Here is a 20,197-nt window from a genome sequence, read left to right as displayed (position 1 = left end):
AGCTGTACCCATGCCCGCCGCCAAACTGCTAAGCGAACTCAAATCCCTGGGCGTCGAACTCTGGCCCCAGGACGGACAACTGAAATTCCGTGCACCCCAGGGCCTGCTCGACACCGAGCGCCTGGCGCAATTGCGCGAACACAAGCAACAGATCCTGCACTTGCTAGAGACACAGGAACGCCCGCTCGTGCTGGCTGATCCGGCGCAACGCCACACGCCCTTCCCTCTCACCGATGTGCAGAACGCCTACCTGCTGGGCCGCCAATCGTCCTTCGGCTACGGTAATGTGGCCTGCCATGGCTATCTGGAACTGAGCTGGCCAAGCCTGGACCCACAGCAGGTGGAGCTGGCCTGGAACCGCTTGATCGCTCGCCACGACATGCTGCGCGCGGTGATCGCCAGTGAAGGCTCGCAGCGGGTGCTGGCCGACGTCGCCCACTATTCGCTGACCATTGCCGACCTGCGTGGCGCCACCCGCGCGCAGCACCAGCATACGGTGCAACAGATTCGCCAGGCCATGGAGCAGAAGCTTTACCCCACCGAGGTCTGGCCGCTGTTTGAGCTGCGCCTGAGCCGCAGTGACAACGGCGACACACTGCACTTCTCCATGGACTCCCTGATCGCCGACTGGGCCAGCGCGCAGCTGCTGTTCAATGAGCTGGAACTGTTGCTGCAGAATCCCCAGGCAGCCTTGCCAGCCCTCGACATCACCTTTCGCGACTACCTGCTGGCCGAGCGCAGTTTGCTCGAAGGCAGCCGCCACCAACGCGACCGTGATTACTGGCTGACACGCATCGACGCATTGCCCGCCGCACCGCAACTGCCGACGCCCCTGAGCGGCGAAGACACCCGCGAGCCACGGTTCCAGCGACACTCGGCGCGGCTTGAGCCGCAGCCATGGGCTGCCCTGAAAAGCGCAGCCAGCGAACGTAGCCTCACCCCATCGATCGTAGTGCTGGCAGCCTATGCCGCGACCTTGCAACGCTGGAGCCAGCAACCCGCCTTCAGCCTCAACCTGACATTGCTCAACCGCCTGCCGCTGCATCCACAGGTGGATCGCCTGGTGGGCGACTTCACCTCGGTCAGCCTGTTGCAGGTCAACGATCCCGAGGGCCTGGACTTCACCGCCCAGGCACGCCAGTTGGGCAACCAATTGTTTACCGACCTGGAGCACCGGTTGTTCTCCGGCATCCAGGTCATGCGCGAAATCGGTCGCCGCCGCGGGCGTGAAGCGGCGGCCATGCCGGTGGTCTTCACCAGCGCCATCGGCCTGGGGATTGAGGCGCCGCCGGCCAGTCAACGCCGGGTTGGCCACGGCATCACCCAGACGCCGCAAGTCACCCTCGATTGCCAGGTGATGGATGACGCCAATGGCCTGCACATTCATTGGGACGTGCGCCAGGGCGTGTTTCCCGACGGCCTGGTGGACGACATGCAGCAGGCGTTCGTCGCCGAATTGCAGTTGCTGGCCCTGGACCCGGCAGCCTGGGAACATCCGGTGCAAGTGCCGCTGCCGGCCTGGCAGCAGCGTGAACGCTTGGCGGCGAATGCTACCGCCGCCCCGTTGCCCACCGGCCGTCTGCATGACGGCCTGCTGGCCATGGCCTGGGAACATCCCCACGCCCTGGCGGTGATCGATGCCAGTGGCAGCCTGACCTACGCCGCCCTTGCCGAACGCGCGCTGGCAGTGGCGTCAGCCCTGCGTGAGGCGGGATGCGACGCGCAGGAACCCGTGGCGATCCTGATGCCCAAGGGACTCGACCAGGTGGTGGCAGCCTACGGCGTGTTGCTCGCCGGCGCCGCCTACCTGCCCCTGGACAGCAACGCTCCGGCCGCACGCCGCGACCGCGTACTGCGCAGCGCCAAGGTGCGGCATGTGCTGGGGCATTCCCTGGCGCAGCCCCATACGCCGTTGCCCGAGACATCGCAGTGGCACAGTGTGGACCGGCTGCCCTCGGCAGGCGCGGATTTCGAGCTGCTCGAAGGCAGCCCCGATCACCTTGCCTACGTGATCTACACCTCCGGCTCCACCGGCGAGCCCAAAGGCGTGATGATCAGCCATCGTGCCGCACTCAATACCGTGCAAAACATCAACCGACGCTTCGAGGTCAACGCCGATGACCGCGTACTGGGCCTGGCGCAGTTGAGTTTCGACCTGTCGGTGTATGACCTGTTCGGTCCCCTCGCCGTGGGCGGAACCCTGGTGCTGCCCGACCCCGCACGCGGCGCCGACCCGTCGCATTGGGCCGAGCTGGTGCAGCGCCATCAGGTCACGCTGTGGAACTCGGTACCGGCACAGTTGCACATGCTCGCCGACTATCTGCACGCCGAACCCCGCCCACTGGACAGCCTGCGCCTGGCCTTGCTCTCCGGTGACTGGATCCCGCTGAATCTGCCCCCCCAACTCAAGGCGCTGCTGCCCGAACTGAAACTGGTGGGCCTGGGCGGCGCCACTGAAGCCTCGATCTGGTCGAACCTGCACCCTATCGGCGCCATCGACCCAGCGTGGCGCAGCATTCCCTACGGCCTGCCGTTGGCCAACCAAGGCTTTCGGGTACTCGACCACCACTGGCGCGATGCACCGACCTGGGTGCCGGGCGACCTGTATATCACCGGTGTCGGCCTGGCCCAGGGCTACCTGGGCGATATGGATTTGAGTGACGCACGCTTTTTTCCTCATCCGCTCGACGGTCAGCGCCTGTACCGCACCGGTGACCGTGGCCGCTACCTGCCGGGGGGTGAACTGGAATTCCTGGGCCGTGAAGACGGCCAGGTGAAAATTCGCGGGCACCGGGTGGAGCTGGGTGAGGTTGAGGCTGCACTGCTCGCCACCCCCGGCGTGGACAGTGCGGTCAGCCTGGTCAGTGGCGACCTGTTGGCGTTCGTCACCGCCGCACGCGCCGAACCCGAGCCGCTTCCAGGCGCGTCGTTGCTTACGGCGGTCAAACGCTATGCCGACAGCCAGGTGGGTAGTTTCGACGCGCAACAGGTGCGCGAGTATCAGGCTGACCTGAGTGCCGCCGCATTGAGTTCAATGCTGGAGGTGTTGCTCAAAGCCGGCCTGTTCAGCGGCGAACGGGCCGAACCGGACGCTGGCACAATCCTGCACGCCTTGCACGCCGAGCCGCGTCACCATTGGCTGGTACGCCGCTGGTTGGGCGCGCTGTGCGAGGCTGGTTTGCTGCGCTACACCCACTCGCACTACCGCCTCGCGCAACCCGCGCCCAACCCGGCACTGGCGTGGGGCCGGGTGGAACAGGCGGTCGCCTCGGGGCTGTGCAGCCAGGCGCTGCTCGACTACCAGCTCAAGCATGTGGGGCAACTGCCGCAACTGCTCAAGGGCGAGGTCAACCCGTTCGACCTGCTGTTCCCCCAAGGCCAACTGGACTTGGCATTGCAGCTGTATGGCGGTGACGCGGTGTCGCGCTACAACAACCACTGCATTGCTGCGCTGATCAATCGCCTGGCCACCCACCATCAAGGCGATGGCCCGCTGCGCATCCTCGAAATTGGCGCCGGTACTGGCGCCACCAGCGCGCCGGTCATCGGCTTGCTCGATGGGCTGGAAGTCGACTACCTGTTTACCGACATGACCGCGTTTTTCCTGCCGGCGGCCAAGCAACGCTTTGCTGAACAGGCCTGGGTGCGCTATGGCGTGTTGGACATCGACCAGGACATCCGCCCTCAGGGTCTGGCCAGCAACAGCGTGGATATCGTGCTGTGTGCGGGCATGCTCAACAGCGTCAAAGACATCGATAACGCCCTCGGCCAGATCACCGAATTGCTCAGTCCCGGCGGTTGGCTGGTGTTCAGCGAACCCACCGGTGAGTGGCCGCCGATCCTGCTGACCCAGGGCTTCATGATGACGCCGGTCAATGGCGACCACGACCAGGGCCGAAGTGGTCTACGTGACGCCGATATCTGGCAGGCGCGGGTCAAGGCCTTCGGTGGCGAATGCCTGCCTGCCCTGCCCCAGGCCGACCACCCGCTGGCCGCCCTCGGCATGCAGGTATTCGCCGCGCGCTTCAAGGCCGGCGTGCAGCGTCTGAGTGTCGACAGCCTACGCCGCGCCCTGGCCCAGCGCCTGCCGGACTACATGCTGCCAGCGCACCTGCAGGTACTCGACCGTTTGCCGCTGACCGCCAACGGCAAGGTCGACCGCAAGACGTTGGCCGGCTGGCGCCCTGCCGCCGATGCCCAGGCCTCCAGCAGTCAAGAAGCGCCGAGCGATCCGCTCACCGCCGAGTTGTGTCGCGTATGGGCCGACGCCCTGGGGCTGGCGCAGATCGGCGTCGAGGACAGCTTCTATGAAAAAGGCGCCGACTCGCTGATCCTCGCCCGTGTCGCCGGCCAACTGCGTGAGCAACTGCCCCAAGCCCAAAGCCTGAGCTACGACACCTTGTTGCGGCAGATGCTCAATGAGCCGAATGTCGCCGCCCTCGCGCGCCTGCTCAATCAGGGCAAAACCACGCCGGCCCGAGTTGCCGCCAGCGGTGAAGCGCAACGCTCATCCCGCAGCAACGCGCTGGTGGTACCGTTTGGCGGGGGTGAGGCCGGCCCGGTGCGGGTGATGTTCCATGCGGCCCTCGGCACCCTGGATTATTTCCAGCACCTGGGCCGCGCCCTTGCCGACCAGCAGGCGGGTCCGGTGATTGGCTTTGCCGTGGCGGACACCGAACAGTACCTGGCGCTGGAGCCCAAACGCCTGATCGAGAGCGTGGCCGAGGACTACGCCGAGCGCTTGATTGCCGACGGCCATCAACGTTTCCAACTGATCGGCTACTGCCTCGGCGGCCTGCTGGCCACTGAGGTTGCCCGACGCTTGCTCGAACGCGGCATGGAGGTGGTCGACTTGAGCCTGATCGACAGCATCCCGATGTTCATCGACACCGACGAAGAACTGGCCTACGAGGCGATCTTCGTGCCCAACCTGAACCTGGACCCGGTGAAAACCGTGTTCGGTGCGCACATCGAAGACTACGACGTGTACCGTGCCATCGACCTGTTGATGGCCCGCGACAACCGCCGCGTGCCGGCCGGGGCCATGGCGGCGTTGAGCGGCGATCCGGGGCTGGACGCGCTGGCGCTGGCGGTACAACAGCAATCGGCGCGCAGCCAGGAGGAGCGCCTGGCCGAATACGCGCACCTGGCCTCAGGCCAGGCCGGCGTACCGATCGGCGCCGAACTGGTGCCGACGCTGTTCCGCGTGTGCCGCCACAGCATGCGTGCGGCGCGATTCGACCCGCCGCCGTTCCTCGGCAACATGACCTACCTGCGCTGCCTGGAGCAGCAATCGTTTGGTATCACCGGCGGCGTCGGTCATCTGGCCGCGCCGTTCTGGGAAGACGCCTGCCTGGGCCGCTTCGAGTTGATCGACGTGCCCGGCAACCATTTCAGCGTGATCGAACCGCCCCACGTCCACACCGTTACTGGGCACCTGCTTGAGGCCCTTCGGAAAAACTCATGACCACTGCCCTGGATACCCTGAAACGCCCGGTCAATCGCCTCATCCGCCTCGGTGTGGCGTTCGCCGCCCTCGGCGCATTGGTAAACCTGGTGCCCTTTATCGGCCTCACCGAACTGGGCCGCTTGCTGTTGGCCGGCAGCGCCGACAGCCAAACCCTGTGGCTGTGGGCCGCGCTGGTGGTGATCGCCCTGAGCGTAGGGTGGATGGCCAGCGGCGTGGCGCTGTGGTTGACCCATGTGGCTGACCACCGGCTGCAATCGAGTTTGCGCGAAGCCATGGTGCACAAGCTCGGGCGCGTGCCGTTGGGCTGGTACACCGACACCACCTCCGGCGCCGTGCGCAAGGTGGTGCAGGATGACCTCGAAGACCTGCACCACCTGGTCGCCCACCATGCGGTGGAACTCACCGCGGCCATCGTCACCCCGCTGGCGGGCTTGCTGTGGCTGGCCACGCTGAACTGGCGGCTGGCGCTGCTGGCGGTGCTGACGCTGCCCATCTACGCAGTGGCCTACACCCTGATGATGCGCGGCTTCGGCGCCAAGATGCAGTTGCTGGACAAGAGCATGACCCGGGTCAGCGCGGCAATTGTCGAGTTCGTGCACGGCATTGCCGTGGTCAAAGCGTTCGGCCAGGTCGGCCAGGCGCATCGCAGCTATCAGCAGGCGGTCAACCAGTTCAGCGAGCAATACGCCGGCTGGGTCAGGCCGCTGCTGCGCCTGGAAGCCTTTTCTTCGATGGCCCTGAGTGTGCCGGTGATCCTGCTGGTAAGCCTGGGGGTCGGCAGCCTGTTGCTGGCGTACGGCTGGATCACGCCGCTGGAACTGTTCGCCGAAACCCTGGTAGCGGTGGTCATCCCGCAATCGCTGCTGGTGATCAACCAGAGCCTCACGGCCCAGCGCACGGCTCTGGCGGCAGCCGATCGCATCGAAGCACTGCTGGACGTCGAGGAGCTGCCCACGCCCAAGGCCTGCGTCCAACCCCAAGGCAGCGACATCCGCTTTGAACAGGTGCAGTTCGGCTACGACGCCGAGCACCTGATCCTCAAGGGCGTCGACTTGCACTGTCCAGCCGGCAGCGTCACCGCATTGGTCGGTGCATCCGGTGCCGGCAAGTCGACCCTGGCCAAGCTGGTGCCGCGCTTTCATGACGTCAACGCCGGCCGCATCTGCGTGGGTGGCGCCGATGTGCGTGAGATCGACCCGCGCCAGTTGTATCGACACGTGGGCTTCGTGTTGCAGGACGCGCAGCTGGTGCACGGCACAGTCGCCGATAACCTGCGCCTAGGCCGCCCCGACGCCAGCGATGCGGAGGTCGAGGCGGCGGCGCGATCGGCGCAGATTCATGCGCGTATCCAGGCCCTGCCCCGGGGTTATCAATCGGTGATCGGCGACGATGCGGTCTTCTCCGGTGGCGAAGCGCAGCGCGTGTCCATCGCCCGCACCCTGCTGGCGGACACGCCGGTGTTGATCCTCGATGAAGCCACCTCCCACGCCGACCCCGAATCCGAAGCGCTGATCCAGGACGCCCTGTCGGCCCTGGCACGTGGTCGCACGGTGCTGGTGATTGCCCATCGCCTCGCAAGCATCAGCGGGGTCGACCAGATCGTCGTTCTCGACCAGGGCCGCGTGCTGGAAAGCGGCTGCCATGAACAACTGCTGAAAGCCAACGGCGCCTATGCCCGAATGTGGCGAGCAGGTGCCGAAACCCCTGCCTTGGAGATGTCTTTGTGATCCGTAGCCTTGTGACCTTACTGGGCCCGCCCCATGCCTCGCGTCTCTACCGTTACCTGGCGTGGCTGGTGACCAGTGCCGTGCTGCAAGGCCTGGCCGTGGCCCTGTTGGTGCCGATCCTGCACGCGCTGTTCGTCGGCGACTTGCCCAGCGCCATGACCTGGCTGGCGGGCCTGGCGGCGATGGTAGTGCTGACCTGCATCGCCCACTACCAGCAGGCCATGAAGGGTTTTGCCCTAGCTCTGCTGGTGCTGACGACGTTGCATGATCGTCTCGGCCAGCACTTGGTCAGCCTGCCCCTGGGCTGGTTCAACTCGGAAAAGGTTGGACGCCTGTCGCGCAGCGCCACCAGCGGCACGTTGATGGTCACCGGTTTGTTTGCCCATTACCTGGGGCCGGTGGTGTCCGGGGTAGTGGTGCCGGCCACCGTGGCACTGACCCTGTTCGTGTTCGACTGGCGCCTGGGCCTGACGGCCGTTCTGTGTGCGCCGTTGATCTACTTCGCCCATCACTGGTCGGCCGCCGCCATCGGCAGTAACGATGCGCGGGTGGAAGCCGCCGCGACCCTGGCCGGCAACCGGGTGGTGGAGTTCGCCCGCTACCAGCAAGTACTGCGCGCGTTTGGTCGCACCCAGGACGGCTACGCGCCGTTGCAGGCGGCCAATCAGGCGCAAAAGCAGGCCGGTGGTTCGATGCTGTCGCAGACCTTTCCCAAGCTGCTCGCTGGCGGTTTGACCGTGCAGCTGGCGTTCGCACTGCTGGTAGGCGTGGGCATTACCCTGGCTGCCCATGGTGAAATCGATGCCATCCAGCTGGTTGCCCTGCTCGCCCTGGCAGCGCGGTTTGTGGGGCCATTGGCCGAAGCTGCTGCACGCAGCGGTCTCTTGCGCATGGCCGGCAACGACCTGGATCAGTTGGTGGGCATCCTGCGTGAGCCGTCGCTGCCCGAGCCCGTCGTCAGCCAGCCCTTGTCCGCGCCGGGCAGCCTGGCCTTCGAACAGGTGAGCTTCGCCTACCCCAGTGGCCCGACGGTATTGAAGGACCTGACCTTCAGCGCCCCGGCCCATTCAATGACCGCGATTGTCGGCGCCTCGGGTTCGGGCAAGACCACCGTCACTCGCCTGCTGATGCGCTTTTTCGATACCACCACGGGCAGCGTCAAGGTCGGCGGCGTGGACGTGCGTGAACAGTCCAGCGAGGCGCTGATGGCGCAACTGTCGCTGGTGATGCAGCACGTGTACCTGTTCGACGACAGCCTGGAAGCGAACATCCGCGTGGGCAGCCCGGACGCCAGTGCCCGCGACGTCGCCGAAGCGGCACGGCTGGCTGGTGTGGATGAAATCGTCGCACGCCTGCCCCAGGGCTGGAACACGCCGGTGGGCGAAGGCGGCGCATCGTTATCCGGGGGCGAACGCCAGCGCGTCTCACTGGCCAGGGCGTTGCTCAAGCGTGCGCCCATCGTGCTGCTGGACGAAGCCACCGCCGCGCTCGACCCGCACAACGAAGCCTTCGTACAAGCCGCGATTCAGCGCCTGATGCAAAACTCGACCGTGCTGGTGATCGCCCATCGCTTGCCGACCATCATGGCCGCCGACCAGATCCTGGTCCTGGACCAGGGGCGTCTGGTGGAATCGGGCACCCACGCGCAACTGCTCAGCCTCAACGGTCGTTATGCCGGGTTCTGGCATGACCGTCAGCGCGCCGGCGGCTGGCGCCTGAATGCGCAGGCCCAGCCATGCTGATCGGGGTGCTGGGTGCCAGTGGTGACGTCGGCCTGGCCAGCGCGCAGGCCTTGTTGAGCCTGGGCCTGCACAACCTGCGCCTGGGCGGGCGTGACGCGCACACCGGCGCGCGTTGCCTGGCGCGGCTGCATCAGCAATGGCCGGATGCTCGGTTGCAATGGACGGCCGTGGACTTCAACGACACGCCCGCACTGGCCAGGTTCGCCCGTGGCTGCGACGTGCTGCTCAATTGCGCCGGCCCCTCCTGGCGCGTGGCGGACCGTGCCGCACAGGCCGCCTTGAAAGCCGATGCACATTACGTCGACGCCGCCGGCGATATACACCTCGACCCGGCCCTATGGCGCGGGCGTAGCGCGGTGCTTGGCGCGGGCCTGCAACCGGGGCTCACCGGCCTGCTACCGCGCTGGCTGGCTGCGCAAGGGTTCACTCGGGTGCAGGGCCTGACCAGCTATTTCGGCCTGCGCGACCAATTCACGGCGGTGGCCGCGGACGACTTCCTGCAAGGTGCGGTTGACGGCTCCAGCGAGCCCTTGGCGGCCTGGCACAACGGCCGGTGCAGCCGCGCACTGAGGCGCCGTCGCGATGTGCTGCTGCCGTGTTTCCCCGGCCCGGTGCATGTGCTGCCCTACTTGAACGAGGAAGGCGAACGCCTGGCCAGGGACCTGCACCTGGAGACAGGCCAGTGGTTCAACGTGATAACCGACGGGCATGTGCTCAACGCCCTCGACCAGGCGCACAACCTGCCGCGTGCCGAAGCGGTGCAACGCTTATGCACGGCCAGCCAGTTGGACCTCAGTGGCCAGCCACCCTTTGTCACGTTGTTGCTGCAACTCGATGGTCTCTGCGACGGCCAAGCGTGCACTCGCAGTCTGGTACTCAGCGGCGCCGGCAATGCGGCACTGACCGGCGCCATGGCGGCGATCACCGTAGTGAGTGTGCTCGAAGGCGAAATCCGCCCCGGCTGCCATCACGCCGCCCACGCCTTGCCGCCCGCCGCCAGCCTTGAACGCCTGCAACGCACCTCGTCGATCCGCACGCTGAACCTGCTGGACCACCCGCTCGAACACCTGCAAGACGCCGAAGAAGGTTGCCTATGAACACCGCCCTCAACGCACTGAAACAATTGAGCCTGGGCGTCATGGCTGACGTGCTCCTGCATACGCAGGCCTTGCCGATGCAGGTGTGGCGAACAGCCGAACACCTTAACCAGGCCCTCGGTACGGCACCGCGCCATGCCTGGATTGTGCGGCGCTGGCTGGCGGCGTTGTCGCGTGCCGGAGCCGTGCGTGAAGACAACGACCGGTTTGCCTGGCACGGCACGCCGCCACAAGCAGCCATCGGCGATCTACCAACGTTGTATGCGGAACTGGGCTTCCCGCCGAGCATGGCGCAACTGCATGCCCAGGTCATCGAGCGCCTGCCCGAGTTGCTGCGCGACCAGATTGCCCTGGCGCCTTTGTTGGTGCTTGCCGGGGACCCGGTGGCGGTACTCGGTGCGTACCAGCACAACCACTTCACCGCCGCGATCAATCAGGCGCTGGCGGCCCGCGCGCGGGAGGCCGGCAAGGCCGACGAAGTGCTGCAAGTGCTGGAACTCGGCGCCGGCGCCGGCTGCACCACCCGCGCTGTACTCGCGGCCCTGGAAGACCGCGAAAAGGTCTATCGATTCACCGACCTCAGCGCCCTGTTTACCGGCGCGGCTCGTCGCCAGTTCCGCCTGGAGCCAGGCGTGCAATTCAACCTGCTCGACCTCGATCGCGACTTCAGCGAACAAGGCATCGAACCCCGCAGCCAGGACCTGGTAATTGCCGGCAACGTGCTGCACAACGCCTGCGACCTGCCGCGCAGCCTGGCGCGAATCCGCGATTGCCTGCGCGACGGCGGCACCCTGCTGTTCAGCGAATCCATCGCCGACAACCCGGCGATGCTGACCTTCATGCACCTGTTGCTATCCCCGCCAGCCGGCGCCCCGCCAAGGGCCACCGATGAGGTGTTCCTCTCACCCGACGCCTGGCGCCTGGCCCTGCACGCCGCGGGTTTTGAGTTGCTCGACCTATGGCCCGCCGCGACCGACCCGCTGGCCGTCGCCGGGCAACGTCTGTTCCATGCCACAGGAGTTTCCCGATGAACGTCGATACCCTGCTGATCGACCTGCCCACTGCGCCCTGGCAACTGCCTGCATTTACCGACCTGGGCGTTCATCAGTTGGCGCCCGCCCGGCTGCTGGCCTTGCTTGAGCGCCAACGCCCCGCGGTAGTGATGATGAGCGCCGAACAGCTGGAGTGCCTGCTGGATTTCCCCGCGCTGGCGCTGAGTGATCTCAGCCACCTGCAACAGTTGCTGTTCGTCAGCAACCGCTCCGGTGACTGGAAGCTCGCGGAGCGAGCGGCGGCGCACCTCGATTGCAGCGTCCAAGGCTTCACGGAGCAATGGCACGACTTGGCCAGCATCAAGCTCGCGCATCAACGCTGGCGTGAGCGCGCGATGGACCATCCCCAAGTCAATGCCGCGGCCCTGCACGGTCAGACGCTGTTCGTGGTCCCGCGTCCTTGCGCGAGCATGCCGGTAGACGATCACCTGGCCGCAACCGAGGCGGCGCTCGACCAACAATTTGAAGCCGCACAGCTGAGGGAGGCAGTGCGACTCAATGACCGATTGGGCCATGCCGCGTTGCTCTCCATGCTCAATGGGCTTGAGCAGTGCGGGCTGCTGCCTGCACCGCTCAATGACGTGGCCCACAGCCTGGCGCTGGCCGGCATTGCCCCCGGTCACCGGCCTTTGATTGCACGCTGGCTCGATGTGCTGCAATCCCAGGGCCTATTGCAACGTGCCGCCGATAGGTTGCAGCCCACCCTCGACGCAGATGCCTGGAGCGATGCCGCCCTTGAACGTATTTGGGCGCAGTTGAGCGTGGACTGGGCGCGGAATACCGGCGGCAGCGGCACCCTCGACTATGCGCGGGAGAATGCGCGGCAGTTGCCGTCGTTGATGCGCGGTGAATGTGCGGCGGTGCATCTGCTGTTTCCCGAAGGCCGCACCGAACGCGCGACAGCGCTGTACCGCGAAAGCCTGGCGGCGCAATACCAGCACCGCGCCGTCGCCCACTGGATCGGCGCCTGGGCCGCACGCCAGCCGGCCGGTGTGCCGCTGCACGTGCTGGAAGTCGGCGCTGGCACCGGTTCCACCACCCAGGCGGTGTTGCCCACGTTGGCCAATGCCAATGTGGACTACCTGTGCACCGACGTATCGCGCTACTTCAGCGAGCAAGCCGCCGAGCGGCTCAAGGGCTGGTCGTGGGTGCGCCACGGCGTGTTCGATATCGACCGCCCAGCCCTGGCCCAGGGTTATCCAAGCCAGACCTGGGACCTGATCGTCGCCGGTGGCGTGCTGAATGCGGCCCGCGACACCGAACGTTCCCTGGCCACCCTGCTCGCTTTGCTCAAACCGGGCGGCTGGCTGGTGTTCAGCGAACCGACGCAGGAAGCATTCTGGGTGATGGCCTCCCAGGCTTTCATGCTCAACCAGGCCAGCGACGAGCGCCAACTCAGCAGCGCCACATTTCTGGACCTAATGCAATGGCAAAGCGCACTGGCGCGGGCCGGCTTCCACGGCAACCGCAGCCTGCCCGCCGCCGCACACCCGCTGGCGAGCCTGGGCCATCGCGTATTCGTAGCTCAGGTCCCGGCCCAACGCCTGAGCCGCGCCGCACTGAAGGCCCATCTGGAAGACCCCGCGCTGCAGCTGGAACTGCTCGACCATTTGCCCGACTTCAGCACCGCCAAGGACTTGCCATGACCCCACTGGACTACCCTTTCAACTGCTTCACCGACCTGAAGCTGGCCGAGCCCTATCGCCATGCCCAGCAGGCACCGGGGCTGTTGCGCATCCAGATGCCCATCGGCGCCCCCGCCTGGCTCGCCACCCGCTACGACGATGTTCGCCTGGTGTTGGGCGACCGGCGCTTCAGCCGCAGCGAGGCGTTTCGCCGCGACGACAGCCCCCGCGCGTTTCCGCGCATCGCCGGTGGCATCGTGATGATGGACCCGCCGCAACTCACGCGAATTCGCTCGCGCGCCGCCCAGGCCTTCACCCGTCGCCGCGTCGAAGCCCTGCGCCCCCACGCCCGCGATTACGCTCACCAGTTGATCGACCGTATGCTCGCCGCCGGCCCGCCTGCCGACCTGGTCAACGACTACGCCCTGCCGCTGCCCCTGGCACTGATCTGCGAGCTGCTCGGTGTACCGGTTCAGGACCGTGATCGCTTCAAGGTGTGGAACGATTCACTGCTGTCGACCCGCACCGAGGACGCAGCCCAAACCCAACGTCACTTGGGTGAACTGGCCGCGTACATCAGAGGCCTGGTGGCCGAGCGTCGACGCGAACCGCGGGATGACTTCATGACCGCCTTGACCCAGACCGACGACAAAGGCGAGTCCCTCAACGAGGAGCAATTGCTGCTGTTGTGCATTGCGATCCTGGTCGCCGGCTACGAAGGCAGTGCCGCGCAGATCCCCAATTTCATCCAGGTGCTGCTGGACAACCCCACCCAGTGGCAACAGCTCAAGGCCGATCCCGAGCAGATACCGCAGGCGGTCGAAGAGCTGCTGCGCTACATCCCGCTGGCCTCGGCGGCGATGTTTGTGCACTACGCGCTGGAAGACATTCAGGTCGGTGAAACCCTGGTGCGCCAGGGCGACGCGGTGTTCGCCTCCATCGGCGCCGCCAACCATGACCCCGCACGCTTTGAAAACCCGCAGGCGCTGGACCTGCATCGGGATGCCAACGGCCATTTCGGCTTCGGCCATGGCCTGCATCACTGCATCGGCTCGGCCCTGGCACGGGTCGAATTGCAGGAGGCGCTGCACGCCCTGGTGGTGCGCCTGCCCGACCTGCAACGCTGCGGCGAAGTGCAATGGAAAACCGCGACGTTTTTTCGCGGCGCCCACTGCCTGCCGGTGACCTGGTCATGAGCCGCCCGCCTGTACGCAAACGCGTGGTCATTGCTGGCACCGCGTTCGGCCGTATTTACCTGCAAGCCCTGGCGCGCGCTCAAGCCGACTACGAACTGGTGGGCATCCTGTCACGCGGCAATGCCTACTCCCGCGCCTGCGCCGCGCACTATGGCGTGCCGCTGTACGAGGCTGTGGAGCAAGTGCCGGATGACGTCGATATCGCCTGCGTGGTGGTGCGCTCAGGCGCCACCGGCGGCGCCGGCAGCGAGCTGGCCCAGCACCTGCTGCGGCGGGGCATCCATGTGCTCCAGGAACACCCGGTGCACCACCGCGAAATCGCTGCGTGCATGCAGGCCGCGCGCCAGGGCCGCGCGGCTTATGCGGTGAACACGCTGTACCCGAATATCCTCGCGATCCGGCGTTTTCTCACCGTGGCCGAGTACCTGCGCGAACAGCAGGGGCTGGCGTATATCGACGCAGCTTGCAACAGTCAGGTCGCCTACCCGCTGCTGGACATTCTCGGGCGTCTCGCCGGGGGTATGCGGCCCTGGGTGTTCGCAGCGCCGGGTGCCGGAGTCGGGACGCAACCCTTCACGCGGCTCAACGCGCGTTTCAACGGTGTACCGATCAGCCTGCGCATTCAGAACCAGGTGCACCCCCAGGACCCGGACAACCATTCCTTCCTGTTGCATCGCCTCGAAGTGGGCTGCGAAGCCGGCGTGCTGAGCCTGGGTGACACCCATGGCCCGGTGCTCTGGAACCCGCGCCTGCACGCCCCACGGGACAACACCGACCGCTTGATCATGGCCGGCCCCGGCAGCGAACGCCTGGCCGGTCCGACCATGGTGGTGCTCGACCCGCAGACCCCGGCGAGCTACCACCAGGTGTTCAACCAGGTCTGGCCCGATGCAGTCACTGTCGCCCTCGGCGAGCTGTGTCGCGACATCGATGAACCCGCACGCCGCCTGCGCAGCGGTGTGTGGGCCACCGAGGTGTCCATGGCCTGGCGCGAAATGAACAGCCTGATCGGCATGCCTGAACTGATCGAACCACCGGTGCCGCGTGCACTGCCACTGGCCGAACTCCAGGCCCGTGCCGACGCCGTACACCCCCCTTGCGGTGACGACACCGCCCAACTGCTGGGAGCCCTGCCGTTTTGAACACTGCCCAACCCTCTTCCGCATGCAGCCATGTGCTGCTGTGGGTGCGCGATCTGCACCAGGCCGTAGCGAATTTCCGCGCTGCCGGCTTCGAGGTCACTTACGCCACTGCCGAGGCCAGCGCGCAACACGCGCACATCTGGTTCAGCCAGGGGCCGATCATCGAACTGCTGACCACGCCTCGGCATGCCTGGCTGTTCAAGTGGCCCATCGACTGCCTCGCCGGCCGGGGGGCCGGACGGCGCATGTTGCGTTGGGCCGCCCAGGGCGAAGGCTTCTGCGACCTCGCCCTGCTGTGCGAAGACCCGGCCCTGGCGCCGCGCCTCAAGAGCCTCGCGGCCTGCGGCGTGCACATGGGGCGCACGGTGAACTGGCGACGCACCTGCGCCGATGGCAGTCAAACACGCTTTCGCTTCGTGTACCCGCGCCATGACCGCCTGCCATTCCTGGTCACGCCCTACTCACCTTCCCAGCACCCGGCGCGCAGGGTGCACCCCAATGGCGCCACCGGGTTGGCCGCGATTCTTCTGGGCGTACACCCCGACGATCACCCCGCCCTCAACTTACTGGCCGGCGATGACCCGCTGCTGCGCCTGCAACCGGCCACGCACACCGGCGTACAAGCGGTGCATATCACCGGCCTTGCGCACCCGTTGAATTTGCACGGCGCCCAGTTGTTGAGCTGCCCGACTGCCCAAGGAGATTGCCATGCTTGATGGATGTACTGACTGGCCCGACGACTTTATCCACCGCTACCGCGAGCAAGGCTACTGGCGCGGCGCGCCCCTGGGCGAACTGCTGCGCGAGCAGGCCCGGCGTACGCCGCACAAAGAAGCGTTGGTAGACGGCACTCGGCGCTGGACCTACGCCGACCTCAACCATCAGGCCGACTGTCTGGCCGCCGGTCTCGCTGAGCGCGGGCTGGTGGCTGGCCAGCGGGTGCTGGTGCAGTTACCGAATGTCGCCGAATTCTTCAGCCTGACCTTCGCCCTGCTGCGCCTGGGCGTCATTCCGGTGTTTGCGTTGCCGGCCCATCGTGAACATGAACTGGCGCACCTGGCGCACCTCAGCCAGGCGGTGGCCTATGTGATTGTCGATCAGCATCTGGGCTTCGACTATCGCCCGTTGGCGCGCACGCTGCGTGCGCAAGTGCCGAGCCTGCAACAGGTGTGGGTGGTCGGCGCCGCCGAGGAGTTTGTGCCCCTGGCGCAGTGTGTCGCCAGCCCGCGCGAATGGTCGCAGCCAGATTCGCGAGGGGTGGCAGTGTTGCTGCTGTCCGGCGGCACTACCGGCCTGCCCAAGCTGATCCCGCGCACCCATGATGACTACGCGTGCAATGCGCGCCTGGCGGCCCAGGCGTGTGGGTTCGATGCCGATACGCGTTACCTCGCCGCATTGCCGGTGGCGCACAACTTCCCCCTCGCCTCCCCCGGTGCGCTGGGCGTGTTCAGCGTCGGTGCCACCCTGGTGCTGGCGCCGGAACCGAGCCCGGACACCGCCTTCGAACTGATCGAACGCGAACGCATCACCCACACCGCCCTGATCCCGCCACTGGTACTGCTGTGGCTGGAAGTCGCGCAATGGTCCGATAACGACCTGAGCAGCCTGCAATGGCTGCAGGTCGGCGGTGCCCGGCTCAAGGCCGAGATTGCCGCACGCATCCGCCCGGCCCTGGGCTGCGGCCTGCAACAGGTGTACGGCATGGCCGAGGGTTTACTGTGTTTCACGCCGCTGGATGATCCGCAGGCGTTGGTGTTTGACACCCAGGGACTACCGCTGACCGCCGACGATGAGATCCGCATCGTCGACGCCGACGACCAGCCGGTAGCACCTGGTGCCATTGGTGAATTGCTGGTGCGTGGTCCCTACACCATTCGCGGCTATTACAACGCCGCCGAGCAGAACCAGCGCGCCTTTACCGCCGACGGTTTTTACCGCAGCGGCGACCTGGTGCGGCGCCTACCCGAAGGGCATTTGATCGTCGAGGGACGCAGCAAGGACGTGATCAATCGCGGTGGCGAGAAAATCCCCGTGGAAGAGATCGAGAACCTGCTGCTCGGCCACCCACTGATTCGCGATGTAGCGCTGGTGGCCCTGGCCGACGAGCTGTTGGGGGAACGCAGCTGCGCCTGTGTGCTGGCCCACGGCGAGCAGGTCGACCTGGCCTCGATCAACGCCTGGCTGCGTGAACGTGGGCTGGCCGCCTACAAATTGCCGGATCGCTTGCAGGTGCTGCGCGAGTTCCCGCTGACGCGCCTGGGCAAGGTCAACCGCAAGGCCCTGGCAGAGCAGGTGCTGGCGCTATGAACGGCGCTGCATCGCCGTGGCTGCGCGTGCTGCGAGAAAGCGAACTGGCGCGGGCGCGCTTGGTGTGCCTGGCGCATGCCGGGGGCAGCGCGAGTTTTTTTCGTCCGTGGCTGGCGCACCTGCCGGGGGATATCGACCTGTTGGCCGTGCAGTATCCGGGGCGTGAAGAGCGTTTCAACGAAACGCATATCCCGTGCTTGGAGAGCCTGGCCATGCACATTGCCGCAGCGCTGCAAACGCTGCCCGCCCGGCCCTTGCTGCTATTCGGCCACAGCATGGGCGCCGCCCTCGCCTACGCCGTGGGGGTGCGCCTGCAGGCGGCAGGTTGTGGAGCCACCCATGTGTTCGTCTCGGGCCACGCGCCTGCGCACCGGCAACCGCCCAGTGACCTGCACCGCCAGGACGACGCCACGCTGATCGCCGATATCCTGCGCCAGGACGCCGACGCCGCCGGCCTGTGGGCCAACCCGCAACTGCGTGCGCTGTTCCTGCCGACCCTGCGCAGCGACTACCAGGCCATCGAAACCTGGCGGCCCAAGCAGCTTGCCCGCTTGACGGCGCCACTCGATGTGCTGCTGGCCCGTGATGACGCGGAAGTCAGCCTTGAGCAGGCCCGCGACTGGGCCGATCTCAGCCATCACATCCCGGATATTCGCCTGTTCGAGGGCGACCACTTTTACCTCAAGCACCAACCACGACCGGTGATCCATCACCTGTTGCAACGCACTGCCTACCTTCAGGGAGACTCGGTATGAAAACCCCGGAACACTGCACCGGCCTTTCGGACATTCGTCAGGCCATCGACAGCCTCGACCAGCAAATCATCGACGCCCTCGGCCTGCGCATGCAGTACGTCAAGGCCGCCTCCGCGTTCAAACCTGACCAGGCCAGCATCGCCGCGCCGGAGCGCGTCGCAGCGATGTTGCCGCAGCGCCGTCAATGGGCGCAGGCGGTCGGGCTGGACGGTGAGTTTATCGAGGGGCTGTTCAACCAGATCATCCACTGGTACATCGCCGAGCAGACCGCCTTCTGGCTGCAGAAAAAGAGCAAGGTGGTATGAACGAGAACGCGTTGCTCAAGGTGTTCCAGACCGCGCACCAGCGTGCGGTGGCGTATCAAAGGCCAGTCATGGCCGTTTCTTCATACGCCGCGCCGACGCTGGAAGCCCTGGCCCTTTATGAAGCCCACAGGCAGGGGTTCTTCTGGTGCACGCACTCGCCGGACCTGGCGCTGTTCGGCCTGGGTTGCGCCTGGCAGATCGAGGCCTGCGGCCCCCGGCGCATGCTCGACGTGGACCGCCAATGGTTCGCCCTGTGCGCCGACGCGGTAATCGTTGGGTCCAAGGCACCGTTGCTGCTGGGTGGCATGCGCTTCGATGAACAGCGGCCGTGCGCCCCCCATTGGGCCGCCTTCGCTGACGCCAGTTTTCATCTGGCCCATTGGCTGCTCAGCGAAGACGCCCACGGCCGCTGGCTGCGCTGCCAGCGGGTGGTCGGACCCGACAGCGACCCGCAGGCATTGGCTCGCGACAGCCTGGCGGCCTATGCACAATTGCTCAACCCTCCCGCCGCGACGGCCACTGCGCCCGACGTCATCGAACGCAATGCACTGCCTTGCCGGCAATGGCAGGGTAAGGTCGATAAGGCATTGCAGGCCATTTCAGCTGGCGATTTGAACAAAGTGGTGTTGGCGCGGCATATCGAGTACCAACTGGACGCGCCCCTCGACAGTGGGGCAGTGATGCAGCGTCTGCACGCACGCAGCAACGCGTCCCACCTGTTCGCGCTGCACCGTGGCGAGCATTGCTTCATGGGTGCCACGCCCGAACGGTTGCTCAGTTGTCAGGAGGGTCGTCTGACCACCCATGCCCTGGCAGGCAGCGCGCGACGTGGCATGACGGCCAACGAGGATCACGCTATCGGTGAACGGCTCCTGGCCGATCCCAAGGAGCAACATGAACACCGACTGGTGGTGCAGACCATTACCCAAGCCCTGGACGGCAAGGTCAGCGACCTCCAGGCCGCGTCATCCCCCCACCTGCTGAAGCTGGCCAACGTGCAGCACTTGAGCACGCCGATCATGGCGCAACTCAACCCAGACAAGCGTTTGCTGGACGGTATCCACGCGCTGCATCCAACGCCGGCGGTGGGTGGATTGCCAACTGCGACCGCCATGGACTTCATCCGTCGCCACGAAGGCTTCGACCGGGGCTGGTATGCGGCGCCTGTGGGTTGGCTGGATTCACAGGGTAACGGTGACTTCCTGGTGGCTCTGCGCTCGGCGCTGATCGCCCCTCGGCACTGTCATTTGTTCGCGGGGTGCGGGATTGTTGAGGGCTCTCAGCCTGCCGAGGAGTATGAGGAGACCCAAATCAAGCTTGCCAGCATGGAGCAGGCACTCTTGCTCGTCCCCCCCCGGCCCTAATCAGACGCCTCTTTGAGCACCTCATAAATGAGGTCGGAGGCTATGGCGACGAGGATCAAATCAGTGCCCGCCTCCAAGAGAACAACGGGCGGACCGTCTGGCTGACCTGCGCAGATTCCGGCAGCGCGCGGGCAATCGAGACGGCCACATCGTCCCCTTCCCCTGACGGATTTTGGCTGGGACGCTCCATGCCGACGTGCGGATAACGCTCGCAGTATCGTGCGACGCATCCGCCAGCCTCTATGCCACGATTCAGGTTCCTTACCCGCACGGCAAAAGACTTTTGCCATTAATCTCATTGATAGCTCCCTAACGAAACCCCCATACTAGAGGGCTAATCTCGCGCTTATATCATTCCGAATGATAGTTACCTTTGCTTCATTCGATTCGTGACATAGCACAGCGCCGCGCATGA

13 protein-coding genes are annotated in these 20,197 nt (G+C 65.9%); all 13 read left to right on the top strand.

Annotation, left to right across the window (positions count from 1 at the left end; genetic code table 11):
- The first annotated feature begins 10 nt into the window (after positions 1 to 10).
- The 13 genes from PF1751_RS13010 to PF1751_RS12950 are packed head-to-tail and all read left to right on the top strand — an operon-like array spanning position 11 to position 19,782.
- Positions 11 to 5,467 (top strand): non-ribosomal peptide synthetase, encoded by a 5,457-nt coding sequence (locus PF1751_RS13010; protein ID WP_044287156.1) that lies wholly within the window; start codon positions 11 to 13, stop codon positions 5,465 to 5,467.
- On the top strand, positions 5,464 to 7,197 hold the full coding sequence (locus PF1751_RS13005; RefSeq protein WP_044287155.1) for an ABC transporter ATP-binding protein: 1,734 nt from the start codon (positions 5,464 to 5,466) through the stop codon (positions 7,195 to 7,197). The genes PF1751_RS13010 and PF1751_RS13005 overlap by 4 nt, the downstream gene beginning before the upstream one ends.
- Positions 7,194 to 8,939, top strand: coding sequence for an ABC transporter ATP-binding protein (locus PF1751_RS13000; protein ID WP_044287153.1), 1,746 nt, complete (start codon positions 7,194 to 7,196; stop codon positions 8,937 to 8,939). The genes PF1751_RS13005 and PF1751_RS13000 overlap by 4 nt, the downstream gene beginning before the upstream one ends.
- Positions 8,933 to 10,036 (top strand): saccharopine dehydrogenase NADP-binding domain-containing protein, encoded by a 1,104-nt coding sequence (locus PF1751_RS12995; RefSeq protein ID WP_052806512.1) that lies wholly within the window; start codon positions 8,933 to 8,935, stop codon positions 10,034 to 10,036. The genes PF1751_RS13000 and PF1751_RS12995 overlap by 7 nt, the downstream gene beginning before the upstream one ends.
- The gene (locus tag PF1751_RS12990) at positions 10,033 to 11,067 is read left to right on the top strand and encodes a class I SAM-dependent methyltransferase (RefSeq protein ID WP_044287152.1); all 1,035 of its coding nucleotides are present in this window, start codon (positions 10,033 to 10,035) and stop codon (positions 11,065 to 11,067) included. The genes PF1751_RS12995 and PF1751_RS12990 overlap by 4 nt, the downstream gene beginning before the upstream one ends.
- A complete protein-coding gene (locus PF1751_RS12985) occupies positions 11,064 to 12,734 on the top strand; it encodes a class I SAM-dependent methyltransferase (protein ID WP_044287151.1) in 1,671 nt (556 codons plus the stop codon). Before PF1751_RS12990 ends, PF1751_RS12985 begins: the two co-directional genes overlap by 4 nt.
- Complete coding sequence (locus tag PF1751_RS12980) at positions 12,731 to 13,909, top strand: cytochrome P450 (RefSeq protein ID WP_044287150.1); 1,179 nt, start codon at positions 12,731 to 12,733, stop codon at positions 13,907 to 13,909. The genes PF1751_RS12985 and PF1751_RS12980 overlap by 4 nt, the downstream gene beginning before the upstream one ends.
- A complete protein-coding gene (locus tag PF1751_RS12975) occupies positions 13,906 to 15,051 on the top strand; it encodes a Gfo/Idh/MocA family oxidoreductase (protein WP_010210589.1) in 1,146 nt (381 codons plus the stop codon). Before PF1751_RS12980 ends, PF1751_RS12975 begins: the two co-directional genes overlap by 4 nt.
- Positions 15,048 to 15,767, top strand: coding sequence for a VOC family protein (locus PF1751_RS12970; RefSeq protein ID WP_031290816.1), 720 nt, complete (start codon positions 15,048 to 15,050; stop codon positions 15,765 to 15,767). The genes PF1751_RS12975 and PF1751_RS12970 overlap by 4 nt, the downstream gene beginning before the upstream one ends.
- Positions 15,760 to 17,358, top strand: a complete 1,599-nt coding sequence (locus PF1751_RS12965; protein ID WP_044287149.1) for a (2,3-dihydroxybenzoyl)adenylate synthase — start codon at positions 15,760 to 15,762, stop codon at positions 17,356 to 17,358. Before PF1751_RS12970 ends, PF1751_RS12965 begins: the two co-directional genes overlap by 8 nt.
- Positions 17,355 to 18,113, top strand: a complete 759-nt coding sequence (locus PF1751_RS12960) for a thioesterase II family protein (protein ID WP_044287148.1) — start codon at positions 17,355 to 17,357, stop codon at positions 18,111 to 18,113. The genes PF1751_RS12965 and PF1751_RS12960 overlap by 4 nt, the downstream gene beginning before the upstream one ends.
- Positions 18,110 to 18,418 (top strand): isochorismate lyase, encoded by a 309-nt coding sequence (locus tag PF1751_RS12955; RefSeq protein WP_010210594.1) that lies wholly within the window; start codon positions 18,110 to 18,112, stop codon positions 18,416 to 18,418. The genes PF1751_RS12960 and PF1751_RS12955 overlap by 4 nt, the downstream gene beginning before the upstream one ends.
- Positions 18,415 to 19,782: an isochorismate synthase gene (locus tag PF1751_RS12950; protein WP_044287147.1), complete on the top strand. Its 1,368-nt coding sequence runs from the start codon at positions 18,415 to 18,417 to the stop codon at positions 19,780 to 19,782. The genes PF1751_RS12955 and PF1751_RS12950 overlap by 4 nt, the downstream gene beginning before the upstream one ends.
- Positions 19,783 to 20,197 lie beyond the last annotated feature (415 nt).

Source organism: Pseudomonas simiae, from assembly GCF_000934565.1.
Lineage (GTDB): Bacteria > Pseudomonadota > Gammaproteobacteria > Pseudomonadales > Pseudomonadaceae > Aquipseudomonas > Aquipseudomonas simiae.
Note: the sequence above shows the minus strand (reverse complement) of the source record. Positions and strands in the feature narration are given on the sequence as shown.

Excerpts from the sequence above, each read along its gene's own strand:
- PF1751_RS13010 (WP_044287156.1), top strand. The coding sequence starts at position 11 with ATGCCCGCCGCCAAACTGCTAAGCGAACTCAAATCCCTGGGCGTCGAA.
- PF1751_RS13005 (WP_044287155.1), top strand. The coding sequence starts at position 5,464 with ATGACCACTGCCCTGGATACCCTGAAACGCCCGGTCAATCGCCTCATC.
- PF1751_RS12995 (WP_052806512.1), top strand. The coding sequence starts at position 8,933 with ATGCTGATCGGGGTGCTGGGTGCCAGTGGTGACGTCGGCCTGGCCAGC.
- PF1751_RS12990 (WP_044287152.1), top strand. The coding sequence starts at position 10,033 with ATGAACACCGCCCTCAACGCACTGAAACAATTGAGCCTGGGCGTCATG.
- PF1751_RS12985 (WP_044287151.1), top strand. The coding sequence starts at position 11,064 with ATGAACGTCGATACCCTGCTGATCGACCTGCCCACTGCGCCCTGGCAA.
- PF1751_RS12980 (WP_044287150.1), top strand. The coding sequence starts at position 12,731 with ATGACCCCACTGGACTACCCTTTCAACTGCTTCACCGACCTGAAGCTG.
- PF1751_RS12975 (WP_010210589.1), top strand. The coding sequence starts at position 13,906 with ATGAGCCGCCCGCCTGTACGCAAACGCGTGGTCATTGCTGGCACCGCG.
- PF1751_RS12965 (WP_044287149.1), top strand. The coding sequence starts at position 15,760 with ATGCTTGATGGATGTACTGACTGGCCCGACGACTTTATCCACCGCTAC.
- PF1751_RS12960 (WP_044287148.1), top strand. The coding sequence starts at position 17,355 with ATGAACGGCGCTGCATCGCCGTGGCTGCGCGTGCTGCGAGAAAGCGAA.
- PF1751_RS12955 (WP_010210594.1), top strand. The coding sequence starts at position 18,110 with ATGAAAACCCCGGAACACTGCACCGGCCTTTCGGACATTCGTCAGGCC.
- PF1751_RS12950 (WP_044287147.1), top strand. The coding sequence starts at position 18,415 with ATGAACGAGAACGCGTTGCTCAAGGTGTTCCAGACCGCGCACCAGCGT.